The organism is Cupriavidus sp. GA3-3 (assembly GCF_000389805.1).
GTDB classification, from domain to species: domain Bacteria; phylum Pseudomonadota; class Gammaproteobacteria; order Burkholderiales; family Burkholderiaceae; genus Cupriavidus; species Cupriavidus necator_D.
Genome location: NZ_KB944461.1, coordinates 304,488 through 329,867 on the forward strand (window position 1 = coordinate 304,488; position 25,380 = coordinate 329,867).

Consider the following 25,380-nt stretch of genomic DNA (forward strand, 5'->3'; position numbering starts at 1 on the left):
CTGCGGGCCGCGGCGCCGTTGATCCCACACAGGAGAACATCATGGAACGCATGCGCACCACTGCGGTCACGACAGATCCGACCGATTCCCTTGACCGCATTGTGACCGCGCCCGATGCGCGCCGCCGCGGGCTGCTCAAGGCGCCGGGGCTGTTCGCGCTGGGCTCGCTCGCCGTCATCAGCCTTGGCGAGTCCATGCCGGCCTGGGCGCAGACCCAGTCGGGCAGCACCAGGGACGACATCAATATCCTGAACACCGCGCTGGGACTGGAATACCAGGCGATCGCGGCCTACCAGGTGGGCGCGGAAAGCGGCCTGCTGCAAAAGCCGGTGCTTGCCACCGCGGTCAAGTTCCAGGACCACCACAAGGCGCACGCGCAGGTGCTGGCCGGGACGGTGTCAAAGCTGGGCGGCACCCCGGTGGTGGCGAAGAAGGCGTCGGAATACACCTTCCCGACTGACAAGCTGAAGACCCAGGCCGATGTGCTGCGCTTTGCCGCGGGGCTGGAGAAGGGCGCCACCGCCGCCTACCTGGGCGTGCTGCCGAATTTCCACAACCGCGAACTGACCCGCGCCGCCGGCAGCATCCTCGGGGACGAGGCGATGCACTGGGCGGTGCTGCTGCACGCGCTGGGTGAGGATCCGGTGCCGGGGGCGTTTGTGGGGTGAGGGGTCAGACTGGCGCCATTTGAAAGAGCTGCCGCCCGATGTGGACGCGCCCCTCTCCCGCACGCGGGAGAGGGGCGCAAACCGGCAGCACTCTGACGCCAATCAGCCCGTATTGCGCAGGCCCGCCGCGACGCCGTTGATGGTCAGGTGGATGCCGCGCCGCACCCGGATGTCGTCGCCATCCTTGCCCGAGCGGTAGCGTTTCAGCAACTCAACCTGCAAGTGGTTCAGCGGATCGAGATACGCAAAGCGGTTCTTGATCGAGCGCGCCAGCAGCGGGTTGTCCGCCAGCCGTTCCTGGTGGCCGGTGACCAGCGTCAGCATCTCGCAGGTCAGGTGCCATTCCTTGCTGATGCGGTTGAACACGGTGCGGCGCAGGGCCGCGTCATCGCACAGCTGGGCGTAGCGCGAGGCCACGGCCAGGTCGGTCTTGGCCAGCACCATGTCCATGTTGGACAGCAGCGTCGAGAAGAACGGCCAGGTCTTGACCATGCGGCGCAGCGTGGTCACGGCCAGCTTGCGCGCCTTGTCGTCCGGCGCGGTGTCCAGCAGCGACTTGACCGCGCTGCCGAAGCCGTACCAGCCCGGCAGCAGCAGCCGGCACTGGCCCCACGAGAAGCCCCACGGAATCGCCCGCAGGTCTTCGATGCGGCGGTTCTTCTTGTCCATCAGCTTGCGCGAGGCCGGACGCGAACCCAGGTTCAGGTCGGCGATCTCGGTGATCGGCGTGGTGGCGAAGAAGTAGTCCTTGAAGCCCGGGGTCTCGTAGACCAGGTCGCGGTAGGCGGTGAAGGCTCGGTCCGACAGCTGCTGCATCACGGCCTCGAACATGTCGAGGTCCTTGGGTGCGTTCTGCTGCGGCAACAGCGAGGCTTCCAGCGTGGCGGCGACCACCGTTTCCAGGTTGCGCCGGCCGATCTCGGCGTTGGCGAACTTGCTGTTGATGATCTCGCCCTGCTCGGTCAGACGGATCTGGCCGTTCACCGTGCCCGGCGGCTGCGACAGGATGGCCTGGTAGGTCGGGCCGCCGCCGCGGCCGACGGTGCCGCCGCGGCCGTGGAACAGGCGCAGCTTGACCTGGCGCTGCTCGAACAGCTGCACCAGCTCCAGCTCGGCCTTGTACAGCTCCCAGGTGGAAGTCAGGAAGCCGCCGTCCTTGTTCGAGTCCGAGTAGCCAAGCATCACTTCCTGCTCGACGCCATGGTGCGCGATCACCGAGTCGAAGCCCGGCAGGTCCAGCAGCGACTGCATGATGCCGGCGGCGTTGCGCAAGTCCTCAATGGTCTCGAACAGCGGGATCACCATCAGCTCCATGCGCGCCGGGTCGGTCTTGCTGCCCAGCGTGCCCTGCAGCATGCCGGATTCCTTCTGCAGCAGCATCACTTCGACCAGGTCCGACAGCGTCTCGGTGTGCGAGATGATGTAGTTGCGCGCAATGCGCTTGCCATAGCGCGCGCGCAGCTCGCGCGCGGCGGCGAAGATCGCCAGTTCCTTGCGGGTCTGCTCGGAATACTCGTGCCACGGCAGCGTCAGCAGGCGCGGCTGGCGCAGTTCGGCCAGCAGCAGTTCCAGCTTGCGCGCCTCGGGCAGGGCGGCGTAGTCGGGGGCGATGCCGGCGGCGGCGAACAGCTCGGCGATGACCGCCTCGTGCACGTCCGAGACCTGGCGCATGTCGACCGACGCCAGGTGGAAACCGAACACGCCGATGGCGCGCGCCAGCGCTTCGATACGGCCATTGGCCAGCGCCTGGCCATGGTTGGCGCGCAGCGAGTCGACCACCACCTGCACGTCGGCGGCAAAGGCCTCGGCGCTGTCATAGGGCTCGGCCGGCGCCACCGGGCGGCGCGGCACGGCGTGGCCGGTCAGCGCCTTGCTGGTTGCGGCCAGGCGCGCGTAGATGCCGATCAGCGCGCGGCGGTAGGGTTCGTCGGCGCGATGCTCGGAGTGGTCGGGCGAGCGCTCGGCCAGCGCCAGCAGTTCCGGGCTGGCGTCGACCATCAGCGTCGACATCGACAGCTCCGCGCCCAGCGCATGGACTTCATCCAGGTACCAGTCGATGATCATCTGCCCCTGCTGGCTGGCGGCATGCTCCAGCGTCTCGGCGGTGACGTTGGGGTTGCCGTCGCGGTCGCCGCCGATCCAGGAGCCCATCTGCAGGAACGGCGCCAGCGGCGCCGGCTGCGCGCCCGGAGTGCCCTTGCGCTTGCGCGTGGTCGGGAACACCGCGGCGATGTCTTCTTCCAGCTCGCTCATCAACTGCGGGATGCCGCGCAGGAAACAGGTGCGGTAGTAGGACAGGGCGTTTTCGATCTCGTCGGCCACCGTCAGGCGCGAATCGCGCAGCATGCGGGTCTGCCACAGCGTGGTGACCTTGGCGCGCAGCTGCGCGGTGTTGTGGTCGCGCTCGCGCGCGGTCATCGGCAGGTCGCGCTCGGCCAGCAGGCGGGCGATTTCGCGCTCGGCGTCGAGAATACTCTTGCGCTGGACTTCGGTCGGGTGCGCGGTCAGCACCGGCACGATCAGGGCCTCGTCCAGGAACTTGCGCAGCTGCTTGCCGGTCACGCCGGCGGCGTCGATCGCCTCCAGCGCGTGGGCCAGGCTGCCCGCCTGCGGCGGCGAGCCGGCCAGCGCGTGCACGCGGCGGCGGCGGTTGTGGTGCTGGTCTTCGGCGATATTGGCCAGGTGCGAGAAATAGCTGAACGCGCGCACGACCTGGTTGGTCTGGTCGCGCGACAGGCGCTTGAGCAGGCGGTCCAGCTCGGCGCCGGCGGCGCGGTCGTTCTCGCGGCGGAAGCGCACCGCGGTCTGGCGGATGGTCTCGACCACCTCGAAGGCGGCGTCGCCTTCCTGTTCACGCAGGCATTCGCCCAGCAGGCGGCCCAGGAAGCGGATGTCCTCGCGCAGCGGCACGTCCTTGTCGGCGGTGCGGCGGGCGGTGGGGGCGATGGTGGTTCCGTTGCTCGACACGATGGAAAGCTTGGGCTTGGGGGAACGTTTGGTCCCGCTGCGGCTGGCGGGGCGTTTCGGTTCGGCGGCGGATGCGCCGTTTGCGTCACCCTGGGCGGCGCCGAGGGCAGGGCTTTGGTCTTTCGCAGCCGGGGCGGTCCGCCGGCCGTTGGGGCGCGCAGCATGCTGCGTCATGCAATCTCCTCGTTCTGCTTCTAGCTTATCTATTGGTGCGGAGGGACTATTGGGTCGCGTGCTACCATTGACGCATGTCGTCTGCCACCCTGTCTTCCTCTACCGCTGTCGTGTCTCGCAATCTTCCGCAAAAGCTCGTCATTGCCTCCCGAGAGAGCCGTCTGGCCCTGTGGCAGGCAGAACATGTGCGTGCTGCATTGCAACAATACTATCCCGCGTGCGACGTGTCCATTCTTGGCATGACCACGCGCGGAGACCAGATTCTAGACCGTACGCTGTCCAAAGTCGGCGGCAAGGGTCTGTTTGTCAAAGAACTGGAGTTCGCGATGGACGAAGGCCGGGCGGACCTGGCGGTGCATTCGCTCAAGGATGTGCCGATGGAGTTGCCCGAAGGCTTCGCCCTGACCGCGGTGATGGAACGCGAGGATCCGCGCGACGCGCTGGTGTCTTCCGCCTACGCCTCGCTGGACGAGATGCCGGCCGGCACCGTGGTCGGCACCTCCAGCCTGCGCCGTGAGGCCGCGCTGCGCAGCCGCTATCCGCAGCTGGTGATCAAGCCGCTGCGCGGCAATCTGGACACGCGGCTGGGCAAGCTGGATCGCGGCGAATACGGCGCCATCATCCTGGCCGCCGCCGGCCTCAAGCGCCTGGGCCTGGGCGAGCGCATCCGCGCGCTGATTCCCGTCGACGTGTCGCTGCCGGCCGCGGGCCAGGGCGCCCTCGGCATCGAGATCCCGGCGAATCGCGCTGAGCTGGCGCAATGGCTGGCGCCGCTGAACCACCAGCCGACGGCGCTGGCCGTGAGCGCCGAGCGCGCCGTGTCGCGCATGCTGGGCGGCTCGTGCCAGGTGCCGCTGGCCGCCCATGCGCGCTGGGAAGGCGATCAGCTGAAGCTGGACGCCTTTGTTGCCTTGCCCGATGGCACGCGCGCCATCCGCGCTGCCGCGTCCGGGCCGGCAGTTGACCTGGCTGCTGCCGAAGCGCTTGGCCAGGCCTGCGCGCGCGACCTGCTGGCGCAGGGTGCCGAAGCCATCCTCGCGGCACTGGCCGATTCTGGCGATCCCGCCGGCTCCCAAGCTCCTGCCTGAGGCTGCCCCATGCCCAGCCCGACCGTCGTTGTCACACGACCCGCCGGGCAGTCCCGGCAACTGACCGAGGCGCTGCAGGCCGCGGGCCTGGACGTACTCAGCTTTCCCTTGCTGGGCATCGGCCCGGCCGTTGACGACGCGCCGCTGCGCGCGGCGCTGGCGCGGCTGAACACCTTTGCGCTGGTGGTCTTTGTCAGTCCCAATGCCATTGCCTACGCGCTCGACGCACTGGCCGGCGTGCAGGGCGTGGCCCAATGGCCGGCGCAGGTGCCGGTGGCGGTGGTCGGGCCGGCCAGCGTCGCGGCCCTGGCCGAGCGCGGCATCGCGCCGCCCGCGTGCCGGGTGATCGCGCCCGCGGGCGCTGCCGCAAACGGGCAGGGCCCCGATGACGCCGCACCGGAGGCCGAAGCGCTGCGCTTCGACTCCGAGGCCCTGTGGGCCCGGCTCGATCCCGCCGCGCTGGCGGGCAAGCCGGTCCTGATCATCCGCGGCAACGGCGGGCGCGACTGGCTGGGCGACCGCCTGCGCGAGGCCGGCGCCCAGGTCGAGGCCGTCGAGGCCTACCAGCGCACGCTGCCCGAACCCAGCGCCATGCAGTGGCAGGCCGTGCGCGACAACCTGCGTCCCGGCGCGGCGCCGCATGCGTGGCTCCTAACCAGTTCTGAAGCGGTGCGCAACCTTGACGCGCTGGCACGCCAGCATCTGTCGCCTGAGGAAGACGCTGCCCTGCGGCAGGTGCAGTGCATCGCGCCGCATGCGAGAATCGCCGAACAGGCGCTGGCGCTGGGCTTCCCCCATATCCTGCGCGCCGCCCCGGGCGATGCCGGCCTGCTGGCGGCGTGCCTGCAGTGGGCCGATGCCCATGCCGGTCCCGCGCCGGCAAGCATGGCCAGCGCGTCAATCGAAGCCGGCCCGCCCAGCGCCACAGCCGAAGCGCCGCCGGCCCCCGTGCCGGACGCAGCAGTTCCCGCAACGTCAACGAAGGTCGAACGCGTGACGCAAGAAACCACGTCCTCCTCCGCTACGCCGCCGCCCACGGCGGCCTCCGCAGCATCGGCGCAAGCAGCGTCCGCGCCGGGCCCCGCTACCCCCGCTGCTCCCAGTGCAGCCTCACGGCGGTCCGCTGCGTTGTGGGCGCTCGTCGCCGTGCTGGTGGTGGCGACGGCTGGCGGCTTCTGGTGGCTGCAGCAGCGCGTTGACCACCTGACCGGCGAGCTGGCGCGCCGCCAGCAAAGCAACGATGCGCTGGTGCAGGAGTCGCGCGTGCTGACCCGCAACGCGCAGGACACGGTCAAGGAACTGCAGGCCAAGGTCGGTGCGCTGGAGAACCAGGTCGGAGAGACCCGCGACAAGCAGGTGGCGCTGGAACAGGTCTACCAGGACCTGATGCGCAACCGCGACGACTGGGAAATCGCCGAGATCCAGCAGTTGCTGACCAGTGCCGGCCAGCAACTGCAGCTGACCGGCAACGTGCAGGTGGCGCTGGCCGCGCTGCAAAGCGCCGACGCGCGCCTGGCGCGCGCCGACAAGCCGCAATACAACCTGCTGCGCCGCGCGATCGCGCGCGACGTCGCGCGCATGAAGGCGGTGCCCGACACCGACCTGACCGGCGCTGCAATTAAACTGGACGAGGCCATCAACCAGGTCGACTCACTGCCGCTGCTGTCCAGCGAACGCATGCTGGAGCGCAGCGAGGCCGACGCCCGCAAGGGTGCCGCGGCCAACGGTGCCAGCGCGCCGGCCGCCGCCAACGGCGCGGGGCCGGGCTGGTTCACGCGCCTGTGGGATTACCTGCGCGAAGAACTGGCGCAGGTGGTCCGCATCCGCAAGGTCGACGACGCCGAGGCGCTGCTGCTGTCTGGCGACCAGGGCTGGTTCCTGCGCGAGAACGTCAAGCTGCGCCTGCTCAACGCGCGCCTGGCATTGCTGTCGCGCAACGAACCCGTGTTCCGCAACGACCTGGCCGCCGCGCAGGCGATGATCAGCCGCTATTTCGATACCAAGTCGCGCCGGGTGCAGGGGGTGCTGACGCTGCTGCGGCAGGCGCAGGCCGGCGCGGTCACGGTGCAGCTGCCCACCATGTCCGAAAGCCTGGGCGCGCTGCATGCCCTGAAGAAGGAGTAAGCCCATGCGCCTTCTGTTCTGGGTTGCGGTCCTGTTTGGCGGCGCCGTCGGGCTGGCCCTGTTCACGCAGTTCAACCACAGCAATGTGGTGCTGTTCTATCCGCCGTATCGCGTCGAGCTGTCGCTGAACCTGGCGCTGGCCTTGCTGCTGTTGCTGTTCTTCGTGGTGTGGACGGTGATGTCCACCGTCCGCCATCTGGCCGACATGCCGCGCCGCGCCGCCGCCTACCGCGAGCGCAGCCGCATGAGCAAGGCACAGGCGGCGCTGCGCGAGTCGATCGAAAACCTGTTTGCCGGCCGCTTCGCCCGCGCCGAGCGCGCCGCGCGCGAGGCGCAGTCCTGGGACGACCAGGCCCAGACCGCCGCGCTGATCGGCGCCCGCGCCGCGCACCGGATGCAGGAAACCGAGCGGCGCGACGCCTGGATGGCGCAGGTCACCGACCCCGAGCGCGAGCAGGCGCGGCTGGTGTCGATGGCCGAGTTGCTGGTTGATGCCCGCGATGCCGACGGCGCGCTGGAGACCATCGCCCAGCTGCAGTCGCAGGGCGCGCGCCAGATCCACGTGCAGCGCATCGCGTTGCGCGCGCACCAGCACCTGAAGAACTGGACCGAGGTGCTGCGTCTGGCGCGCTCGCTGGAAAAGCGCAACGCGCTGCATCCGGTGCTGGCGCTGCGGCTCAAGCAGATGGCCGTCGAAGCCATGCTGGAGGAACGCCGCCACGACGCCGACGCGCTGACCGAGTTCTGGCGCTCATTGTCCGCCGACGAGCGCCGCGCCACCCGCATCGCCGAACCCGCGGCGCGTTACTTCGCGGCGCTGGGCCGGCAGAACGAAGCCCGCCGCATCATCGAAGACGCCCTCAAGGTCAACTGGGACAGCCGCCTGGTGCTGCGCTATGCCGATTGCGCCGTTCCAGGCCACGCGCTGCCGCAGATCCAGCAGGCAGAGAAATGGCTGGCCGCGCATCCCGCGGATGCCGATCTCTACTACACGCTGGGCGTGCTATGCCTGGGCGAGAAGCTATGGGGCAAGGCCCAGTCCAGCTTCGAGCGCGCGCTGAAATATGCAGAGCCCGACCAGCAGCGCCGCCTGCGCGTGCGCACGCACCTGGCGCTGGCGCGGCTTTTTGAGGAAACCGAGCGCTTCGACGACGCGCAGCGGCATTATCGCGAGAGCGCGATGCTGGCGGCCTGAGGATTTCAGGCTGCGCGTAAACTAACCGATTGTGTGCTCCCTCTCTCCCGCAAGCGGGAGTGGGGTGCACCGACCGCAGGCAAACTGCGGCAGCAATCCGGCCTGCCACCCAGCAGCCGCGTCACCATCCATCCCTACCACCATCCATTCCATGACTCTCGACCGCATCCTCCAATCCCAGGGCTTTGGCACGCGCCGGTACTGCGGCGACCTGATCGCCGCCGGGCTGGTCGAAGTCAACGGCGAACTGTGCGAAGACCCGCGCGCGCAGTTTGAAGTCGACGGCCTGCGGCTCACTGTAGACGGCGAGGAATGGCTGGCCTGCACCAAGGCCTACCTGATGCTGAACAAGCCCACCGGCTACGAATGCTCGCAGCGCCCGCGCCATCATCCCAGCGTCTACAACCTGCTGCCGGTGCCGCTGCGCCAGCGCGAGGTGCAGGCCGTGGGGCGGCTCGACCACGACACCACCGGGCTGCTGCTGCTGACCGATGATGGCCAGTTCATCCACGCCCAGACCTCGCCCAAGCGCAAGGTGCCCAAGATCTATGAAGTGACGACTGCCGAGCCGGTCACGCCGGAGCAGGCCGAAGCGCTGTGCAGTGGCGTGCAGCTGCTCGACGAACCGGCGCCGATCGCTGCGGAAGCGTGCGAGATCACCGGCGAACGCAGCCTGCGGCTGACCCTGGTGCAAGGCAAGTACCATCAGGTCAAGCGCATGGTGGCGGCGGCCGGCAACCATGTCAGCGCGCTGCATCGCAGCGCCATTGGCGGCCTGCGGCTCGATCCGGCCCTGGCCGAAGGCGAGTGGCGCTGGCTGACGGCGCAGGAGCTGGCCGCACTGACCCGCAAGGATTGAGCCAAACTGCAACCCCAGACCGTGGCCGGGCGCTCATTGCTGCACTGCAGCGTCCGCCAATCTTTTCCGGAAGACCCCCGGCGATTTGATAAAATGCAAGGCATGGCGAAGCCCGAAGCACCTATCAATCTGACCAATCAGTTCCTGATTGCCATGCCTGGCATGGCTGATCCGACCTTTTCGGGTTCCGTCGTCTATATCTGCGAACACAATGAGCGTGGCGCGCTCGGGCTGGTGATCAACCGGCCCATCGACATCGACATGGCCACGCTGTTCGACAAGATTGACCTCAAGCTTGAAATCCAGCCAGTCGCGCACCAGCCGGTCTACTTCGGCGGCCCCGTGCAGACCGAGCGCGGCTTTGTGCTGCATGACCCGGTGGGCGTCTATGTGTCGTCGCTGGCCGTGCCCGGCGGGCTGGAGATGACCACCTCCAAGGACGTGCTCGAGGCCGTGGCCAACGGCAGCGGCCCGCACCGCTTCCTGCTGACGCTGGGTTACTCCGGCTGGGGCGCCGGCCAGCTGGAGGAAGAGCTCAGCCGCAACGGCTGGCTGACGGTCCAGGCCGACCCCGAGATCATCTTCAGCGTGCCGCCCGACGATCGCTTCGCCGCCGCCATCCGGCTGCTGGGCATCGACTTCACCATGCTGTCCGGCGAGGCCGGGCATGCCTGATGCCGTGGGGCGTGAACTGCCCCGCGACGGCACGGTCCTGGCATTCGACTACGGCGAAAAAAAGATCGGCGTCGCGCTGGGCAACTTCATCACGCGCGAGGCGCGTGCGCTGACCATCCTCCCCAATATCACCGTGGAAGGCCGCTTCGAGGCCGTGGCGGCGCTCATCCAGGAGTGGAACCCGGTGCAGCTGATCGTCGGCATGCCGGTCAACCCCGAAGGCGGCGAGCAGCCCTCGATGAAGCTGGCGCGGCGTTTCGGCAACCAGCTCAATGGCCGCTTCGGCCTGCCGGTGGAGTGGGTGGACGAGCGCTATACCTCGCGCGCCGCGTCGATGGCCGGCGCCCGCCGCGGCGAGCTCGATGCCGAGGCCGCCCGCATCATCCTGCAACAGTACTTCGACCAATTCCCGCTATGACGCAGATTTCCGTTCCCGACGCCGAGTCGCTGTACCGCAAGCTGCTGGACCAGGCCCAGGCGTTGATCCCCGAGGCCGAGCGCGCGCGCTGGTCGGTGGCCGGCATCTACTCAGGCGGCGCGTGGATCGCCGCGCGGCTGGCCGCTGACCTGAAGCTGCCCGAGCATGGCGTGATCAACGTTGCCTTCCATCGCGACGACTATGCCAAGAAGGGCCTGCACAGCCAGGCCCAGCCGACCACGCTGCCGTTTTCGGTGGATGACCGCAACATCCTGCTGATCGATGACGTGCTGGCCACCGGCCGCACCATCCGTGCCGCCGTCAACGAGCTGTTCGACTACGGCCGCCCCGCGCGCGTGGCGCTGGGCGTGCTGGTCGACCGCGGCGGGCGCCAGCTGCCGATTGCCGCCGACCTGACTGCCGCCGAGATGGCGCTGCCGCCTGGCACCACGCTGGTGCTGTCGCGCCAGGGCGAGGGCGCCGGCGCGCAATTCGCGTTTGCGACCGAACCTACCGATTCCGCCACCGGCTGAACCGGCCCGAATGCCCCAGGCGCGCCGTGCGCGCCTGACCCCCAGCTCCGAGACCAGACCACCTCCGTTTTTTGCCCGCGCCCGACCAGCCATGACCAAGACGTTCCGCAACCCGCAGCTCACCAAGAACGGCGAACTGAAGCACCTGTTGTCGATCGAGGGGTTGTCGCGTGACATGATCACGCACATCCTCGACACCGCCAGCCAGTTCGTATCGCTGTCCGACTCAGACCGCGATGTCAAGAAGGTGCCGCTGCTGCGCGGCAAGAGCGTGTTCAACCTGTTCTTCGAGAACTCCACCCGCACCCGCACCACCTTCGAGATCGCCGCCAAGCGGCTGTCGGCGGACGTGCTGAACCTGAACATCAACGCCTCGTCGACCAGCAAGGGCGAGTCGCTGCTGGACACCATCAACAACCTGTCGGCGATGTCAGCCGACATGTTCGTGGTGCGCCATGCCAGCTCGGGCGCACCTTACCTGATCGCCGAGCACGTCGCGCCGCACGTGCACGTGATCAATGCCGGCGACGGCCGCCACGCGCACCCGACGCAAGGCCTGCTGGACATGTACACGATCCGGCACTTCAAGAAGGACTTCACCAACCTGACGGTGGCTATCGTCGGCGACATCCTGCACTCGCGCGTGGCACGCTCCGACATCCACGCGCTGACCACGCTGGGCGTGCCCGAAGTGCGCGCCATCGGTCCGCGCACGCTGCTGCCGTCGGGGCTGGAGCAGATGGGCGTGCGCGTCTTCCACGACATGGAAGAGGGCCTGAAGGGCGTGGACGTGGTCATCATGCTGCGGCTGCAGAACGAGCGCATGAGCGGCGCGCTGCTGCCGTCGGCGCAGGAATACTTCAAGGCCTACGGCCTCACGCCGGAGCGCCTGGCACTGGCCAATCGCGACGCCATTGTGATGCACCCGGGCCCCATGAACCGCGGCGTCGAGATCGACTCCGCCGTGGCCGACGGGCCGCAGTCCGTGATCCTGAACCAGGTGACCTTCGGCATCGCCGTGCGCATGGCGGTGATGGGCATCGTGGCGGGAAATAGCGACGAATGATGCAGTCGAGCGACACGAGCCAGAACACACTGAACCAGCCAAGCGACACGACAAGCCAAGCTATGAAGATTCACATCAAGGGCGGCCGCCTGATCGATCCGGCCAGCAACACCGACGCCGCGCAGGACCTCTACATCGCCGCCGGCAAGATCGTCGGCGTGGGCAGCGCCCCGGCGGACTTCACCGCCAACAAGACCATCGATGCCAGCGGCCTGATCGTGTGCCCCGGCCTGGTCGACCTGTCCGCGCGCCTGCGCGAGCCCGGCTACGAATACAAGGCCACGCTCGAATCCGAAGTGGCCGCCGCCACCGCCGGCGGCGTGACCAGCCTGGTCTGCCCGCCCGATACCGATCCGGTGCTCGATGAGCCCGGCCTGGTGGAAATGCTGAAATTCCGCGCCCGCACCCTGAACCAGACCCACGTGTACCCGCTGGGCGCGCTCACGCTGGGCCTGAAAGGCGAGACCCTGACCGAGATGAGCCAGCTGACAGAGGCCGGCTGCGTCGGCTTCAGCCAGGCCGAGGCCCCGGTGCACAACACCCAGGTGCTGCTGCGCGCGCTGCAATACGCCAAGACCTTCGGCTTCACCGTCTGGCTGCGCCCGGAAGACCCGTTCCTGGGCGGCGGCGTCGCCGCCAGCGGCGCGGTGGCGTCGCGCCTGGGCCTGTCCGGCGTGTCAGTGATCGCCGAAACCGTGCGCCTGCACACCATCTTCGAACTGATGCGCAGCACCGGCGCGCGCGTGCACCTGTGCCGCCTGTCGTCAGCCGCCGGGCTGGAACTGGTGCGCCAGGCCAAGCGCGAAGGCCTGGCCGTGACCTGCGACGTCAACATCCACCATGTCTCGCTGACCGACATGGATATCGGCTACTTCAACTCGCAGATGCGCTTCTCGCCGCCGCTGCGCAGCCCGCGCGACCGCGACGCCATCGTCGCCGCGCTGGCCGATGGCACCATCGACGCCCTGTGCTCCGATCACACCCCGGTCGACGACGACGAGAAGCTGCTGCCGTTCGCCGAGGCATCGCCGGGCGCAACCGGCCTGGAACTGCTGCTGCCGCTGACCCTGCGCTGGGCCGCCGAGCACAAGGTTCCGCTGGCCCTGGCACTGGGCCGCATCACCGCCGAGCCCGCCCGCGTGATCGGCCTGAAGGCCGGAACCCTGGCCGTCGGCAGCGCCGCAGACGTATGCGTGTTCGACCCCAGGCAGGTCTGGAAGGTCGACCGCCGCTCCATCAAGAGCCAGGGCAAGAACTCGCCGTGGCTCGGCTACGAGATGGAAGGCAAGGTCCGCATGACTCTGGTCGGCGGGCAAGTCGTCTACGGAAACCACGCCCACGCATGATCTGGCTGCGCAAGACCGCGCTGGTGCTGCACCTGCTGCGCGGGCTGGTGACCTGCGCCTTGCTGTTCCCGTGGCTGGGCGTGCGCACGCGCGAGTGGCATATCCGCCGCTGGTCACGGCGGTTGCTGCGGATTTGCGGGGTGGAGGTCGAGGTGGTGGACGCCACCGGCGCAGCGCCGCATGGCGCCGGCCGCCAGGGTGCGATGGTGGTTTCCAACCACATTTCGTGGCTGGACATCTACGTCATCCACAGCTGGCAGCCGGTGCGGTTTGTCGCCAAGTCGGAGATCCGCAGCTGGCCGCTGATTGGGTGGCTGTGCGACAAGACGGGAACGATCTTCATCGAACGTGCGCGCAAACGCGATGCCCACCGCGTGCTGCACGACATCACCGACGTGATGTTGCAGGGCGACCTCGTCGGCGTGTTCCCGGAAGGCACCACGACCGACGGCACCGAGGTGCTGCCATTCCACGCCAACCTGATGCAGGCACCGATTTCTGGTGGATTGCCCGTGCAGCCCCTCGGACTGAACTACCTCGATGCCGCTACGGGTCAACCAACGCTTGCCGCCGCCTACATCGGCGAGACCACATTGCTGCAGTCACTGGAAGCGGTCTTGCGCGCACCCAGGATCAAGGCCAGGCTGGTAATCGGGCCTGCGCTGGTGCCGGCCTCGGGCGACCGCCGCGAGCTTGCGAACTCCGCCAGGGAGGTGGTCGCCCACCTCAGCCAGGGCGCGCCGGAACACGCTGCTGCCGCGGCCCGGCGGCTGAACCACCCCGTTGAGCCCGGCGGCGTGCCCCAGCCGAGCTCCGCTGCCATCAGCTAGCCGTCCTGTCGTCCCCGCCAACGCGGGATTGCCAGTCAGGCCAGCGGGTCACAATATTGCGGGCAATCAACCTGAACGACGGTCCGTTCGGCAGGATCCTGTGCCAACCGGGCCGCCGTCAGCTTGCCACCCCAGACGCAGCCAGTATCCAGCGCCATCAGATTCGGCCGCATGACCAGGCCCAGCGTCGACCAATGGCCGCATACCACGGTCACATCCCCGGTACGCCGCCCCGGCACGTCGAACCACGGCATGAACCCGTCCGGCGCCTTGCCCAGGCCTTCCTTGGTCTTGAAGTCCATCACGCCATCGACAGTGCAGTAGCGCAGCCGGGTGAGGGCATTGACCACCACCCGATGGCGATCAATGCCGCGCAGGCCGTCGTGCCAACGGTCGGAGGCGTTGCCGAAGATGTCGGCGAGGAAGTCTTGCCAGTTGGGGCCTTGGAGTTGGTCTTCGACTTCGCGGGCGAGGTCGATGACTTGGGTGGCGGTCCATTGGGGGAGGACGCCGGCGTGGACCAGGAGGAAGTTGTTTTCCAGTAGGGCGAGGGGGCGGTGGCGGAGCCAGGTGAGTAGATCCGCACAATCGGGGGCGGTGAGGATGTCGTCGAGGGTGTCGGATTTGCCTTTTTTGCGGACGCCGGCGGCGACGGCTAGGAGGTGGATGTCGTGGTTGCCGAGGACGGTTTCAGTGCGGCTGCCCATGGCACGGATGGCGCGGAGGGTTTGCAGGGAGGCTGGGCCGCGGTTGACCAGGTCGCCGACAAGGCGGAGGGCAGGCTGTGCCGGCAATTCGCCCAGTAGGGTGTCCAGCGAGGCCGCACAACCTTGTAGGTCGCCGACGGCATGAGATGTCGAAAGAGGCACTTTATTGTTGGGCATCAGAACCGGAGAAAACTATTTCGCTTCTATTTGTAGTTTTGTGACCGATATACCGTGGCATGGTTACATGAGGCTACAAAAAGAGGGGGAGGGGATGTAGGTTAGGGCATTCCGTCGGATAGAATACCGCCACTTCTGCAGGCACTTAACGCCCCGCCGTCCTAGAAGAGGACAAGGTGGGCGCTCGGCTTTTGTCGGGTCATCGAAACATATCGAGGCAAGGAGCAGTTTTGTCGCATATTTTGGTCACAGGGGGCGCTGGGTTTATTGGCGCCAATTTCGTTCTGGCTTGGTTGAGCGACAAGTCCGCCGACGGCATTGTCAATGTCGACAAACTGACGTATGCAGGCAACCGCAAAACGCTGGCAGCGGTGGAGGGCGATAGCCGCTACGTCTTCTCCCATACCGATATTTGTGACCAACCGGCCCTCGACGCACTTTTTGCTGCTTACAAGCCTCGTGCCGTCGTACATTTCGCCGCGGAAAGCCACGTCGACCGCTCCATTCACGGCCCTGCTGAGTTCATTCAAACCAATATCGTCGGGACTTTCACGCTACTCGAAGCGGCCCGCGCATATTGGGGTGTCTTGAGCGAGACAGACAAAGCCGCATTCCGATTTCTTCACGTGTCCACCGATGAGGTCTTTGGTTCGCTTGGGCCGACCGATCCCCAGTTTTCGGAATCCACCCCGTACGCTCCCAACAGCCCCTACTCAGCTTCAAAGGCCGCCTCGGACCATCTGGTTCGCTCCTATCACCATACCTACGGGCTGCCGGTCCTGACGACGAACTGTTCGAACAACTACGGACCCTACCACTTTCCCGAGAAGCTGATCCCGCTCATGATTGCTAACGCCTTGGGTGGCAAGGACTTGCCGATCTACGGTGATGGTCTCAATGTGCGTGATTGGCTGTACGTTGGGGACCATTGTTCGGCGATCCGCGAAGTGTTGGCACGAGGACGTCTAGGCGAAACCTATAACGTTGGCGGTTGGAACGAAAAGACCAATCTCGAAGTCGTGCACACACTGTGTGGCTTGCTTGACGAATTGCATCCCAAAGCCACCGGTTCGTACCGCGACCAGATCGCCTTTGTGAAAGACCGACCCGGCCACGACCGCCGCTATGCCATTGATGCACGCAAGCTTGAGCGTGAACTCGGTTGGAAGCCAGCAGAGACTTTCGAGACTGGGCTGCGCAAGACCGTGCAGTGGTACCTTAGCAACCAGGCGTGGGTGCGGGACGTCATGTCGGGTGAGTACCGGAACTGGGTGGCGAAGCAATATGTTGCATAAGGCGTCACGCATTCCCACCGTGCTCGTAACAGGAAGCAACGGCCAGGTTGGGTTCGAACTCCGTCGCAGCTTGGTGCCGCTCGGGCGGGTGGTGGCGCTTGATCGCAAGGCCTGTGATCTGACCAACATCGATGTCCTGCGCGATGTGGTGCGCAGTGTCCGCCCTGACGTGATCGTCAACCCGGCCGCCTATACCGCGGTGGACAAGGCGGAGACCGAGACCGAGCTAGCTTTCGCCATCAACGGCGCCGCTCCCGGCGTGCTGGCCGAAGAGGCGCGCGCGCTGGGCAGCCTGCTCGTGCACTATTCGACGGACTATGTGTTCGCCGGCACCGGCGATAAGCCCTACGTCGAAAGCGACGCGGTAGGGCCGCTTTCGGTCTACGGCAAGAGCAAGCTGGCCGGCGAGCAGGCCATCGCGGAAGCGGGGGGCGCCGCCATCGTCTTGCGGACCTGCTGGGTCGCGGGTGCGCATGGCGGCAATTTCGCCAAGACGATGCTCAAGCTGGGCCGCGAACGCGACAGCCTGCGCGTGATCGCGGACCAGTTCGGCGCGCCGACCACGGCTTCTCTGATAGCCGACGTGACCGCGCACATCATTGACCGTGCTTGGCTGCATGGCGACCGGATGGAGTTTCCGGGTGGCGTCTACCATCTGGCCGCAGCGGGCGAGGCATCGTGGCATGGCTATGCCACGGAAGTCCTGCGCTATGCGGCTAGCAAGGGCGTCGAGCTCAAGGTTGATCCGGAGGCCATCGAGGCCATTCCCGCCACGGCCTACCCACTACCTGCGCCGCGGCCGTCCAACTCGCGGTTGAGCACGCGCAAGCTGCGCGAGACCTTTGATATCAATCTGCCGGCGTGGCAGCAGGGCATGCACTACCTGCTGGACCAGCTGCTTCCCTGAACGACAATATGCGCAAAGGCATCATTCTGGCCGGAGGATCCGGCACGCGGCTATATCCGATTACGCGGTCGGTGTCGAAGCAGCTCATGCCCGTCTACGACAAGCCTATGATCTACTACCCGCTTTCGACGCTGATGCTGGCGGGGATTCGGGACATCCTGGTGATCTCTACGCCGGAAGACACTACGCGTTTTTCAGACATGCTGGGCGACGGCAGCAACTGGGGCATCAATTTGCAGTACGCGGTCCAGCCCTCGCCGGATGGGCTGGCTCAGGCGTTCATCATCGGACGCGAGTTCATCGGTAACGATCCCTCGACACTGATCCTGGGAGACAACATCTTCCACGGCCATGATCTTGTTGCACAACTCGCTCGCACGGCCACTGTCGACGATGGCGCCACGGTATTTGCATACCATGTGCACGATCCCGAACGTTACGGGGTTGTCGAGTTCAATGACCAGTTCCGCGCGATCTCCCTTGAGGAAAAGCCTGCGAGACCGCGCTCGAACTACGCCGTGACAGGGCTCTATTTCTACGACAAGCAGGTGTGCGATATCGCTTCCGCAGTCCGTCCGTCTCCTCGCGGCGAGCTTGAGATTACAGATGTCAACAAGCGGTATCTGGAAATGGGCAAGTTGAATGTCGAGATCATGGGTCGAGGCTATGCGTGGCTCGATACTGGCACGCACGATTCGCTTCTGGAGGCTGCGACTTTCATCGCCACCCTGCAGAACCGACAGGGCTTGATGGTGGCCTGTCCCGAAGAAATCGCATACAGGAACAAATGGATTGGTGCGGAGCAGGTCGCTGCGCTGGCGCGTCCATTGTCGAAGAGCGGTTATGGCAAGTACCTCATGCAAGTCATTTCAGAGTCCGTCAAATGAACCTGACCGTAACCCAAACGGCTTTGCCTGAGGTGCTCGTTCTAGAACCGAGAGTATTCGGAGACGATCGCGGCTTCTTCTTCGAAAGCTTCAATTCACGTGTCTTCGAGCAGGCTACCGGCGTGAAGCGGGAATTCGTGCAGGACAACCATTCGCGATCTGTGCGGAATGTGTTGCGCGGTCTGCACTATCAGATCCAGCACCCGCAGGGTAAGCTCGTGAGGGCATTGCGGGGTGAAATCTTCGACGTGGCGGTTGACTTGCGCCGTTCATCGCCGAATTTCGGCAAATGGGTCGGCGTTTTGCTCTCCTCGGAAAACAAGCGGCAGTTATGGGTGCCGGAGGGCTTCGCGCACGGCTTCCTCGTCGTCTCGGAAGAGGCAGAGGTTCTATATAAAGCGACCGACTACTGGTATCCCGAACACGAACGGGCGGTGGCATGGAATGACGCCGAGCTCGGTATCTCGTGGCCGTTGTCCGAGACACCCGTGCTAGCGGCTAAGGACGCTTTGGCAGAGTCGCTGTTGCACGCTGAGCTTCCGCTTTGAGTCATAGTACCGAACATGAATATCCGGAACGATTCTCCGTCCCGTCATCGCCCTTCACGGTTGGAGTGAATTGCATGGCAGCGCGTGAAAAGATCCTTTTTTGCGGGAACTCGGCATGGGCCATGTACCAGTTTCGCCGTGGTGTCATGGAAGCTTTGATTGCGGATGGCTATGAAGTGCACGTTGTCGCGCCAGCGGACGGCAATTCTTCTGCCTTGGAGGAACTCGGCTGTATTTTTCACGCTGTACCCATGTCACCGCAAGGCCACAATCCTCTGGAAGATTTGCGGCTTGTCCTGGTACTGAGTGCTCTGTACCGGCGCGTCGGTCCCAAAGTGATTTTTCATTACACGATCAAGCCCAATATCTACGGATCGGTCGCTGCGTGGCTGGCCAGCGCGAAATCCATTGCGATCACTACCGGGCTGGGCTATGTGTTTCTTAATGTCGGTCTGGTGTCACGGGTCAGTAAGCTCCTGTATCGGATAGCGTTGCGATTCCCGCAGGCGGTCTGGTTTCTCAATCATGAAGACCGGGGCGCTTTCGTTTCCAGGAAACTTGTGGACTCATCGAAGTGCGTCGTGTTGCCAGGGGAGGGCATAGACCTGACCTATTTCCGGCAGCTTTCGGATATCACGCCCGGGCCATCGGAGTGTTTCACTTTTCTGCTGATAGCACGAATGTTGTGGGACAAGGGTATCGGCGAGTACGTTGATGCGGCTCGACAACTCGGGGAGCGATATAGGAATGTGCGTTTCCTTCTGCTTGGGCCGGGCGGTTCCGCGAATCCTAGCGCCATACCCATCGAACAGATTCACCATTGGCAGGAGGATGGGGTAGTTGAATATCTGGGCGAGGCGGCTGATGTGCGGCCCGCCATAGCAGCCGCAGACTGCATTGTGCTGCCATCCTATCGTGAGGGCGTACCCCGTGTTCTGCTCGAGGCCGCAGCGATGGAGCGGCCGGTGATAGCGACCGATGTTCCCGGTTGCAAGGACATCGTTGATCACGGCGTAAATGGTTACCTGTGTGCGGAACGCAATGCGGATGACCTGACATCAAAAATGGAAGCGATGCTCCAGCTAGGCGCGTCGGCGCGACGAGAGATGGGGCGTGCCGGCCGAGCAAAGGTGCAGCGCGAGTTCGATGAGAAAAAGGTGGTGGCCCATTACCGTAGTGTGATTCAGGCATTTGCCTGAGTCGGGCGAGCTGGCGGAGAAGTGCTGCAGTTGACGGAAGTGCAGACATGGATGATGGGTGTCGGTGGAATTGGCGCGAATCGATGGGACTGCGAATGTTAAAATTGATGTTATCCGTCGTTATTCGGCAAGATTTTTGATTTATATACGGACTTGGTGATTTCAATGACGTTTATTCCCGTTATTCTTTCGGGTGGGGCTGGGACAAGGCTATGGCCAGTGTCTCGGGAGTTCCATCCCAAGCCGTTCATCCGTCTGCCGGATTCACAGAGTCTGCTGCAGAAGGCGTTTCTGCGTGCGGCTGCACTGCCCGATGTTGCCGAAATCCTTACGGTCACAAACAGGGAGTTGTTCTTCAAGACGGAAGATGAGTATCGTGAGATTAACCACTCCCGGATGGCCACATCTTTCATTCTCGAACCGTTCGGGCGTAATACATCGGCGGCTGTTGTAGCTGCTGCGCTGCATGTATCGAAGACTTACGGTAACGACGCGACCTTGCTGATTCTGGCTGCGGATCACCTGATATCCGATCATGCGGCCTTCGCGGACGCTGTGGGCAAGGCAAGGGATTTGGCTGAGAAGGGCTATCTCGTTACGCTGGGGATTCGTCCGGATGCGCCCGAAACGGGGTACGGATACATTGAGGCGAGCGGCACGCAAGTCAATCGGTTTGTCGAGAAGCCGTCGGCACAAAAGGCTACCGAATATCTTGCGGCGGGCAACTACCTTTGGAACTCGGGAATTTTCTGTTTTAAGGCAGGCACTGTTCTATCACAGTTCGAAGAGCATGCTGGCGATATTCTCAACGCTGTGAAGGAGTGCTTCGACGAGTCACGAGTTGTGACGGCCGATGGTTTTTCCCAGACCGATCTCGAGGCAAGTCGGTTCGAAGGCGTGCCGAGTATCTCGATCGACTACGCGCTGATGGAGAAGTCCAATCAGCTTGCCGTTGTGCCTTGTGATATCGGTTGGAGTGATGTGGGCTCCTGGAATGCTATCGGTGCGCTTGCTGGGGCCGATGGCAGTGGCAACTGTATTGAGGGTGAGGCACTGCTGCACGATAGCAAGAATTGCTACGTACGCGGTGAGGATCGCATGGTTGGTATGGTAGGTGTCAGCGATCTCGTCGTGATCGATACGGCCGATGCGCTTCTCGTCGCTCACAAGGAGCGAACCCAGGAGGTCAAGGAGATTGTTCGCCAACTGAGCGAGCGCGGGCACGAATCCAGCAAGATCCACCGAATGGTGCATAGGCCTTGGGGCACATATACCGTCCTAGGCGGCGGCGAACGATTCAAGATCAAACGCATCGAGGTCAAGCCGGGCGCATCGTTGTCGCTGCAGATGCATTACCACCGCAGCGAACACTGGATCGTGGTCAACGGCATGGCTAAGGTGATCAACGGCGAAACCGAAACGCTGGTGAACACCAATGAATCGACATATATCCCGGCCGGAAATCGTCACCGGCTGGAAAACCCCGGAAAGCTGCCTTTGGTCATGATCGAGGTGCAGTGCGGGGACTATCTCGCGGAAGACGATATCGTCCGCTTTGAAGACACTTACGGCCGGGTTTAAGAAAGGACACGTGGCATCTATGAGCAAAGTCGCACTCATTACGGGCATCACTGGACAGGATGGTGCCTATTTGGCCGAATTTCTGCTTGCCAAGGGCTACCAGGTCCATGGAATCAAACGCAGAACTTCTCTCTTTAACACCGATCGCATCGATCACCTCTTCCATGATCCGCATTCGGGCGGCCCTAACTTGGAACTGCACCATGGGGACCTGACGGACTCGAGCAGCTTGCTGCGGATCATCGCCAAGGTTCAACCGACGGAGATCTACAATCTGGCAGCCCAAAGCCATGTTCAGGTGTCGTTTGAAGAGCCCGAGTACACCGCAAATTCCGACGGCATCGGCGCTCTGCGCTTGCTGGAGGCGATTCGGATTCTCGGTCTTGAAAAGACCGCGCGCTTCTATCAGGCATCGACATCCGAACTGTACGGATTGGTGCAAGAAGTGCCACAAAAAGAAACGACGCCTTTCTATCCGCGCAGTCCTTATGCCGTAGCAAAGCTCTATGCATACTGGATCACGGTTAACTACCGTGAATCGTATGGGCTCTATGCTTGCAACGGGATTCTCTTCAATCATGAGAGTCCGATCCGCGGGGAGACGTTCGTTACTCGCAAGATCACCCGCGGTCTTGCGCGCATTGCGCTCGGCATGCAGGATTGCTTGTACCTCGGCAACATGAACGCTCTGCGCGACTGGGGTCATGCACGCGATTACGTGACGATGCAATGGCTCATGCTGCAGCAGGAGCGGCCCGAGGATTTCGTTATTGCCACAGGCGAACAGCACAGTGTCCGGGAGTTTGTTGATCTTTCGGCGCGTGAGCTTGGTATCACCCTGCGATGGCAAGGCGAAGGTGTCGATGAGGTGGCTATCGTGGACAAGGTCGAAAACGAAGAATACGCCAGTCACGTGGCTCCGGGATCCACGATCGTACGGGTGGATCCACGATATTTCCGTCCTGCTGAAGTGGAAACGCTGCTTGGCGATGCGACCAAGGCGCGCGAAAAGCTTGGCTGGACGCCGGAGACGTCATTTGCCGAGCTTGTAGCGGAAATGGCTCAGGCCGATGCGGCGCTTGCCGCGCGTGAGAAGGCCGTACTCGGTCGCGGGTTGAAGGTCTTCCGGCCGGACCTTGGGGAGAAGTAATCGTGCCTCAGGGTCCCATTCTTGTCACAGGTGGAACTGGCATGGTCGGGCGAAACCTGCTCGATTTGGCCAAGCTCCGTAATGTCGATATCGTGGCGCCGTCCAGTCGGGAATTGGATCTGCGGAATTTCGATGCGGTACGCGGCGTCCTGCGTGACCTTCGACCGGCGTGTATTGTGCACGCGGCCGGCCGGGTTGGCGGAATCCAGGCAAATATTCGTGAGCCGGTAGCGTTTCTCGTGGAGAACTGGGACATGGGCAAGAACCTGCTCATGGCCGCTCGCGATGCCGGGGTTGCACGTGTGCTTAATCTTGGCAGCTCTTGCATGTATCCACGGAACAGTCCCAATGCACTGCGCGAAGAGGAAGTTCTGACAGGACAGCTCGAGCCGACCAACGAAGGGTATGCACTGGCGAAATGTGCAGTGGCGCGCTTGTGCGATTACATCAGCCGGGAAAGTCGGGAGTGCCAGTACAAGACGCTGATTCCATGCAATTTGTACGGCAAGTACGACAAGTTTGATCCGCAGCATTCGCATCTGGTGCCAGCCATCATTCACAAACTGCACGAGGCGAAGTCTTCGGGCCGCGACGCAGTGGACGTCTGGGGCGATGGGACCGCTCGGCGAGAGTTTCTGTACGCGGGCGATCTGGCGGACGCCATCTTCACCTTTATCGACCGCTTCGACAGCCTTCCAGGAGTGCTGAATATCGGACTGGGTCGGGACTACGAAGTCAATGAGTACTACCAGGCCGCAGCAGAAGTGGTTGGCTATATGGGACGCTTCGAGCATGACTTGTCGAAGCCGGTTGGCATGAGCCGGAAGCTGGTTGACACCAGTCGTGCCAGCCAGCTGGGCTGGGCTGCCCAGACGTCGCTGGTTGAAGGGCTGCGCGCTACATATGACTATTATTTGAATCACTTGGGGTAATGGATGCCGTACTCGCTTGCTAGTACTACGTGGGACCAGGAAGAGCTCGATGCAATGCAACGCGTCATCGAGTCGGGCATGTTTACGATGGGTAAGCATGTTGCTGAGTTTGAGCGGGTGTTTGCCGAAAGCGTCGGCAGCCGCTATAGCGTAATGGTGAACTCCGGATCCTCCGCCAACCTCGTGATGGTCGGCGCGCTGCTATTCCGGAAAAGTAATCCGCTGCAGGCTGGCGATGAGGTCATTGTGCCGGCAGTGTCGTGGAGTACGACGTACCATCCGCTGCAGCAGTATGGATTGCGAGTCCGCTTCGTCGATATTGACCGCGAGACGCTTAACTATGACCTCGATGCGCTAGCCGGCGCGATCACCCCGCAAACGCGAGCGATCATGGTCGTCAACCTGCTGGGTAATCCGAACGACTTCGCTCGCATCCGTCAGATCGTCGGCGATCGCAATATTGATGTCATTGAAGACAATTGTGAGTCGCTGGGTGCAACGTTCGAAGGGCGCCAAACCGGGACGTTCGGACTGATGGGTACTTACTCATCGTTCTTCAGTCACCATATCTCGACCATGGAAGGTGGCGTGGTCGTGACCGACGACGAAGAGCTGTATCACATCCTCTTGGCACTGCGCGCCCATGGCTGGACGCGCAACCTGCCCAAGTACAATCACGTTTGCGGAACCAAGAGTGATAATCCGTTCGAGGAATCGTTCCGGTTCGTGCTGCCTGGGTACAACGTGCGTCCGCTGGAACTGAGCGGTGCCATCGGCATTCCTCAGATGCGCAAGCTGCCTGGCATGGTGGAACAGCGTCGCCGAAATGCATCGAAGTTTCAGGCGCTGATGTCGCGCGTGCAGCACTTGCGCACTCAGCGCGAGATTGGCAACAGCAGCTGGTTCGGCTTCAGCCTCATTGTCGAACCCGATGCGCCGTTCACACGCGCCGACCTGATCGCGGCGTTTGCGAAGCACCAGATCGATGTGCGTCCTATCGTTGCCGGCAATTTCGCTAAGAACGAAGTGCTGAAGTGGTATGACTATTCCATTCACGGTAGCCTAACCAACGCGGAAGAGATCGATGTCTCGGGTTGCTTCATCGGGAATCACCACTATCCGCTGGACGACGAATTCAAACTTCTCGAGCAAGCCCTGGCCGAACTGCCGGGCGCAATAGTGTGATGCAGAAAGCCCTGAACGTCGCCGAGCGTAAGGTGTCTGCGGAGCCGAAGCCAGAGACCCTGATTACGCCGCAACCTGATTCAAGTCACTACTGGCGCGACCTGTGGCGCTTTCGTGAGCTGCTGATGTTGCTCGTGTGGCGGGACGTGCTGGTGCGATACAAGCAGACCGCCATGGGAATGAGCTGGGCCGTCCTCCGCCCGCTCACGACCATGCTCGTCTTCACACTTGTCTTCGGCAAGCTTGCCAAGTTGCCGTCGAACGACGCACCGTATGCGTTGCTGGTGTTTGCGGGAATGCTGCCATGGCAGTTCTTCTCCGCGACCTTCTCTGATGCAGGCAACAGTGTTGTGGGCAATGGCCACATCATCTCGAAGGTGTATTTCCCACGGCTGATCGTTCCGCTCAGTGCACTGTTCGTTGGAGTCGTCGATTTCGTCATCGCTGGCGTCGTGTATCTCGGCCTGTCGCTGGTCTACCTTCATATTCCGAGCTGGCAGATCATTTTTTTGCCGCTCTTCGTCATCTTGCTGTGCTCGTTCGTACTTGCATGCAGCCTCTGGGTGGCGTCGCTCAACGTCTCGTACCGGGATTTTCGCTTTCTGGTTCCGGTTGCCATTCAGTTGGGTGCCTATCTGTCGCCTGTCGGCTTTGCAAGCTCGATCGTTCCAGAGAAGTGGCGGCTGCTTTATTCGCTAAATCCGATGGTAGGCATCATCGACGGTTTCCGCTGGTGTCTGCTAGGCGGACAGAATCCTTTGCACTGGGAAGCCCTCGCAATTTCCGTCGGCATCACGATCGTGCTTCTCATCCCGGGCATCCGGTTCTTCCGGCGTACTGAAAGCGGCTTCGCCGATCTGATGTAAATC

The 25,380-nt window shown here is 63.7% G+C and carries 23 protein-coding genes; 21 read left to right on the top strand and 2 right to left on the bottom strand.

Annotated features, from left to right (window positions below; all coding sequences use genetic code 11):
* Positions 1-41 precede the first annotated feature (41 nt).
* Complete coding sequence (locus C265_RS04090; RefSeq protein ID WP_010813834.1) at positions 42-668, top strand: ferritin-like domain-containing protein; 627 nt, start codon at positions 42-44, stop codon at positions 666-668.
* Between the two features lie 102 nt (positions 669-770).
* Here C265_RS04090 and ppc read toward each other — a convergent pair whose 3' ends face one another.
* A complete protein-coding gene (gene ppc, locus C265_RS04095) occupies positions 771-3,809 on the bottom strand; it encodes a phosphoenolpyruvate carboxylase (RefSeq protein ID WP_010813833.1) in 3,039 nt (1,012 codons plus the stop codon).
* 74 nt (positions 3,810-3,883) lie between these two features.
* On the opposite strand from ppc, the gene hemC reads away from it, so the two are divergent.
* The 10 genes from hemC (at position 3,884) to C265_RS04145 (ending at position 13,943) form a co-directional block, all read left to right on the top strand.
* Positions 3,884-4,897: a hydroxymethylbilane synthase gene (gene hemC / locus C265_RS04100; protein ID WP_037023553.1), complete on the top strand. Its 1,014-nt coding sequence runs from the start codon at positions 3,884-3,886 to the stop codon at positions 4,895-4,897.
* Positions 4,898-4,906: 9 nt separating this feature from the next.
* A complete protein-coding gene (hemDX, locus tag C265_RS04105) occupies positions 4,907-7,021 on the top strand; it encodes a fused uroporphyrinogen-III synthase HemD/membrane protein HemX (protein WP_010813831.1) in 2,115 nt (704 codons plus the stop codon).
* A 4-nt stretch (positions 7,022-7,025) separates the two neighbouring features.
* Positions 7,026-8,216, top strand: a complete 1,191-nt coding sequence (locus tag C265_RS04110) for a heme biosynthesis protein HemY (protein ID WP_010813830.1) — start codon at positions 7,026-7,028, stop codon at positions 8,214-8,216.
* Positions 8,217-8,367: 151 nt separating this feature from the next.
* Positions 8,368-9,075, top strand: coding sequence for a pseudouridine synthase (locus tag C265_RS04115; protein WP_010813829.1), 708 nt, complete (start codon positions 8,368-8,370; stop codon positions 9,073-9,075).
* 102 nt (positions 9,076-9,177) lie between these two features.
* Complete coding sequence (locus C265_RS04120; RefSeq protein WP_010813828.1) at positions 9,178-9,750, top strand: YqgE/AlgH family protein; 573 nt, start codon at positions 9,178-9,180, stop codon at positions 9,748-9,750.
* Positions 9,743-10,168, top strand: coding sequence for a Holliday junction resolvase RuvX (gene ruvX / locus C265_RS04125; protein ID WP_010813827.1), 426 nt, complete (start codon positions 9,743-9,745; stop codon positions 10,166-10,168). Before C265_RS04120 ends, ruvX begins: the two co-directional genes overlap by 8 nt.
* Positions 10,165-10,701: a bifunctional pyr operon transcriptional regulator/uracil phosphoribosyltransferase PyrR gene (gene pyrR / locus C265_RS04130; RefSeq protein WP_010813826.1), complete on the top strand. Its 537-nt coding sequence runs from the start codon at positions 10,165-10,167 to the stop codon at positions 10,699-10,701. Before ruvX ends, pyrR begins: the two co-directional genes overlap by 4 nt.
* A gap of 91 nt (positions 10,702-10,792) precedes the next feature.
* Positions 10,793-11,767 carry an aspartate carbamoyltransferase catalytic subunit gene (locus C265_RS04135; protein ID WP_010813825.1) on the top strand — a complete coding sequence of 325 codons (975 nt, stop codon included), beginning with the start codon at positions 10,793-10,795 and terminating at the stop codon, positions 11,765-11,767.
* 62 nt (positions 11,768-11,829) lie between these two features.
* Positions 11,830-13,113 (top strand): dihydroorotase, encoded by a 1,284-nt coding sequence (locus C265_RS04140; protein ID WP_010813824.1) that lies wholly within the window; start codon positions 11,830-11,832, stop codon positions 13,111-13,113.
* Positions 13,110-13,943: a 1-acyl-sn-glycerol-3-phosphate acyltransferase gene (locus C265_RS04145; RefSeq protein ID WP_010813823.1), complete on the top strand. Its 834-nt coding sequence runs from the start codon at positions 13,110-13,112 to the stop codon at positions 13,941-13,943. Before C265_RS04140 ends, C265_RS04145 begins: the two co-directional genes overlap by 4 nt.
* A gap of 35 nt (positions 13,944-13,978) precedes the next feature.
* On the opposite strand, the gene C265_RS04150 is transcribed toward C265_RS04145, so the two are convergent.
* Positions 13,979-14,827, bottom strand: coding sequence for a symmetrical bis(5'-nucleosyl)-tetraphosphatase (locus C265_RS04150; protein WP_037023555.1), 849 nt, complete (start codon positions 14,825-14,827; stop codon positions 13,979-13,981).
* A 230-nt stretch (positions 14,828-15,057) separates the two neighbouring features.
* Between C265_RS04150 and rfbB the strand changes: the two genes are divergently transcribed.
* The 10 genes from rfbB to C265_RS04200 all read left to right on the top strand — a co-directional run bounded on the left by rfbB (position 15,058) and on the right by C265_RS04200 (position 25,377).
* On the top strand, positions 15,058-16,122 hold the full coding sequence (rfbB, locus tag C265_RS04155) for a dTDP-glucose 4,6-dehydratase (protein WP_010813821.1): 1,065 nt from the start codon (positions 15,058-15,060) through the stop codon (positions 16,120-16,122).
* Entirely contained in the window at positions 16,112-17,029 is a 918-nt protein-coding gene (gene rfbD, locus C265_RS04160; RefSeq protein WP_010813820.1) for a dTDP-4-dehydrorhamnose reductase, read from the top strand. Before rfbB ends, rfbD begins: the two co-directional genes overlap by 11 nt.
* Before the next feature lie 8 nt (positions 17,030-17,037).
* Positions 17,038-17,916 carry a glucose-1-phosphate thymidylyltransferase RfbA gene (rfbA, locus tag C265_RS04165; protein ID WP_010813819.1) on the top strand — a complete coding sequence of 293 codons (879 nt, stop codon included), beginning with the start codon at positions 17,038-17,040 and terminating at the stop codon, positions 17,914-17,916.
* The gene (gene rfbC, locus C265_RS04170) at positions 17,913-18,464 is read left to right on the top strand and encodes a dTDP-4-dehydrorhamnose 3,5-epimerase (RefSeq protein ID WP_010813818.1); all 552 of its coding nucleotides are present in this window, start codon (positions 17,913-17,915) and stop codon (positions 18,462-18,464) included. Before rfbA ends, rfbC begins: the two co-directional genes overlap by 4 nt.
* A 74-nt stretch (positions 18,465-18,538) precedes the next feature.
* On the top strand, positions 18,539-19,663 hold the full coding sequence (locus tag C265_RS04175; protein ID WP_010813817.1) for a glycosyltransferase family 4 protein: 1,125 nt from the start codon (positions 18,539-18,541) through the stop codon (positions 19,661-19,663).
* Between the two features lie 165 nt (positions 19,664-19,828).
* Positions 19,829-21,244: a mannose-1-phosphate guanylyltransferase/mannose-6-phosphate isomerase gene (locus C265_RS04180; RefSeq protein WP_010813816.1), complete on the top strand. Its 1,416-nt coding sequence runs from the start codon at positions 19,829-19,831 to the stop codon at positions 21,242-21,244.
* Between the two features lie 19 nt (positions 21,245-21,263).
* Positions 21,264-22,394, top strand: coding sequence for a GDP-mannose 4,6-dehydratase (gene gmd, locus C265_RS04185; RefSeq protein ID WP_010813815.1), 1,131 nt, complete (start codon positions 21,264-21,266; stop codon positions 22,392-22,394).
* 2 nt (positions 22,395-22,396) lie between these two features.
* Positions 22,397-23,326 (top strand): GDP-L-fucose synthase, encoded by a 930-nt coding sequence (locus tag C265_RS04190; RefSeq protein ID WP_081645097.1) that lies wholly within the window; start codon positions 22,397-22,399, stop codon positions 23,324-23,326.
* Positions 23,327-23,329: 3 nt separating this feature from the next.
* Positions 23,330-24,511 (top strand): DegT/DnrJ/EryC1/StrS aminotransferase family protein, encoded by a 1,182-nt coding sequence (locus tag C265_RS04195; protein ID WP_037023558.1) that lies wholly within the window; start codon positions 23,330-23,332, stop codon positions 24,509-24,511.
* A complete protein-coding gene (locus tag C265_RS04200; protein WP_010813812.1) occupies positions 24,511-25,377 on the top strand; it encodes an ABC transporter permease in 867 nt (288 codons plus the stop codon). The genes C265_RS04195 and C265_RS04200 overlap by 1 nt, the downstream gene beginning before the upstream one ends.
* The last annotated feature ends 3 nt before the right edge of the window (positions 25,378-25,380 follow it).

Coding starts and splice junctions, on each gene's coding strand:
- C265_RS04200 (WP_010813812.1), top strand. CDS start 24,511: ATGCAGAAAGCCCTGAACGTCGCCGAGCGTAAGGTGTCTGCGGAGCCG.
- C265_RS04110 (WP_010813830.1), top strand. CDS start 7,026: ATGCGCCTTCTGTTCTGGGTTGCGGTCCTGTTTGGCGGCGCCGTCGGG.
- C265_RS04150 (WP_037023555.1), bottom strand. CDS start 14,827: ATGCCCAACAATAAAGTGCCTCTTTCGACATCTCATGCCGTCGGCGAC.
- ppc (WP_010813833.1), bottom strand. CDS start 3,809: ATGACGCAGCATGCTGCGCGCCCCAACGGCCGGCGGACCGCCCCGGCT.
- hemDX (WP_010813831.1), top strand. CDS start 4,907: ATGCCCAGCCCGACCGTCGTTGTCACACGACCCGCCGGGCAGTCCCGG.
- C265_RS04140 (WP_010813824.1), top strand. CDS start 11,830: ATGAAGATTCACATCAAGGGCGGCCGCCTGATCGATCCGGCCAGCAAC.
- gmd (WP_010813815.1), top strand. CDS start 21,264: ATGAGCAAAGTCGCACTCATTACGGGCATCACTGGACAGGATGGTGCC.
- rfbD (WP_010813820.1), top strand. CDS start 16,112: ATGTTGCATAAGGCGTCACGCATTCCCACCGTGCTCGTAACAGGAAGC.
- rfbC (WP_010813818.1), top strand. CDS start 17,913: ATGAACCTGACCGTAACCCAAACGGCTTTGCCTGAGGTGCTCGTTCTA.
- C265_RS04135 (WP_010813825.1), top strand. CDS start 10,793: ATGACCAAGACGTTCCGCAACCCGCAGCTCACCAAGAACGGCGAACTG.
- rfbA (WP_010813819.1), top strand. CDS start 17,038: ATGCGCAAAGGCATCATTCTGGCCGGAGGATCCGGCACGCGGCTATAT.
- C265_RS04175 (WP_010813817.1), top strand. CDS start 18,539: ATGGCAGCGCGTGAAAAGATCCTTTTTTGCGGGAACTCGGCATGGGCC.
- C265_RS04090 (WP_010813834.1), top strand. CDS start 42: ATGGAACGCATGCGCACCACTGCGGTCACGACAGATCCGACCGATTCC.
- hemC (WP_037023553.1), top strand. CDS start 3,884: ATGTCGTCTGCCACCCTGTCTTCCTCTACCGCTGTCGTGTCTCGCAAT.
- pyrR (WP_010813826.1), top strand. CDS start 10,165: ATGACGCAGATTTCCGTTCCCGACGCCGAGTCGCTGTACCGCAAGCTG.
- C265_RS04180 (WP_010813816.1), top strand. CDS start 19,829: ATGACGTTTATTCCCGTTATTCTTTCGGGTGGGGCTGGGACAAGGCTA.
- C265_RS04145 (WP_010813823.1), top strand. CDS start 13,110: ATGATCTGGCTGCGCAAGACCGCGCTGGTGCTGCACCTGCTGCGCGGG.
- C265_RS04120 (WP_010813828.1), top strand. CDS start 9,178: ATGGCGAAGCCCGAAGCACCTATCAATCTGACCAATCAGTTCCTGATT.
- C265_RS04195 (WP_037023558.1), top strand. CDS start 23,330: ATGCCGTACTCGCTTGCTAGTACTACGTGGGACCAGGAAGAGCTCGAT.
- ruvX (WP_010813827.1), top strand. CDS start 9,743: ATGCCTGATGCCGTGGGGCGTGAACTGCCCCGCGACGGCACGGTCCTG.
- C265_RS04115 (WP_010813829.1), top strand. CDS start 8,368: ATGACTCTCGACCGCATCCTCCAATCCCAGGGCTTTGGCACGCGCCGG.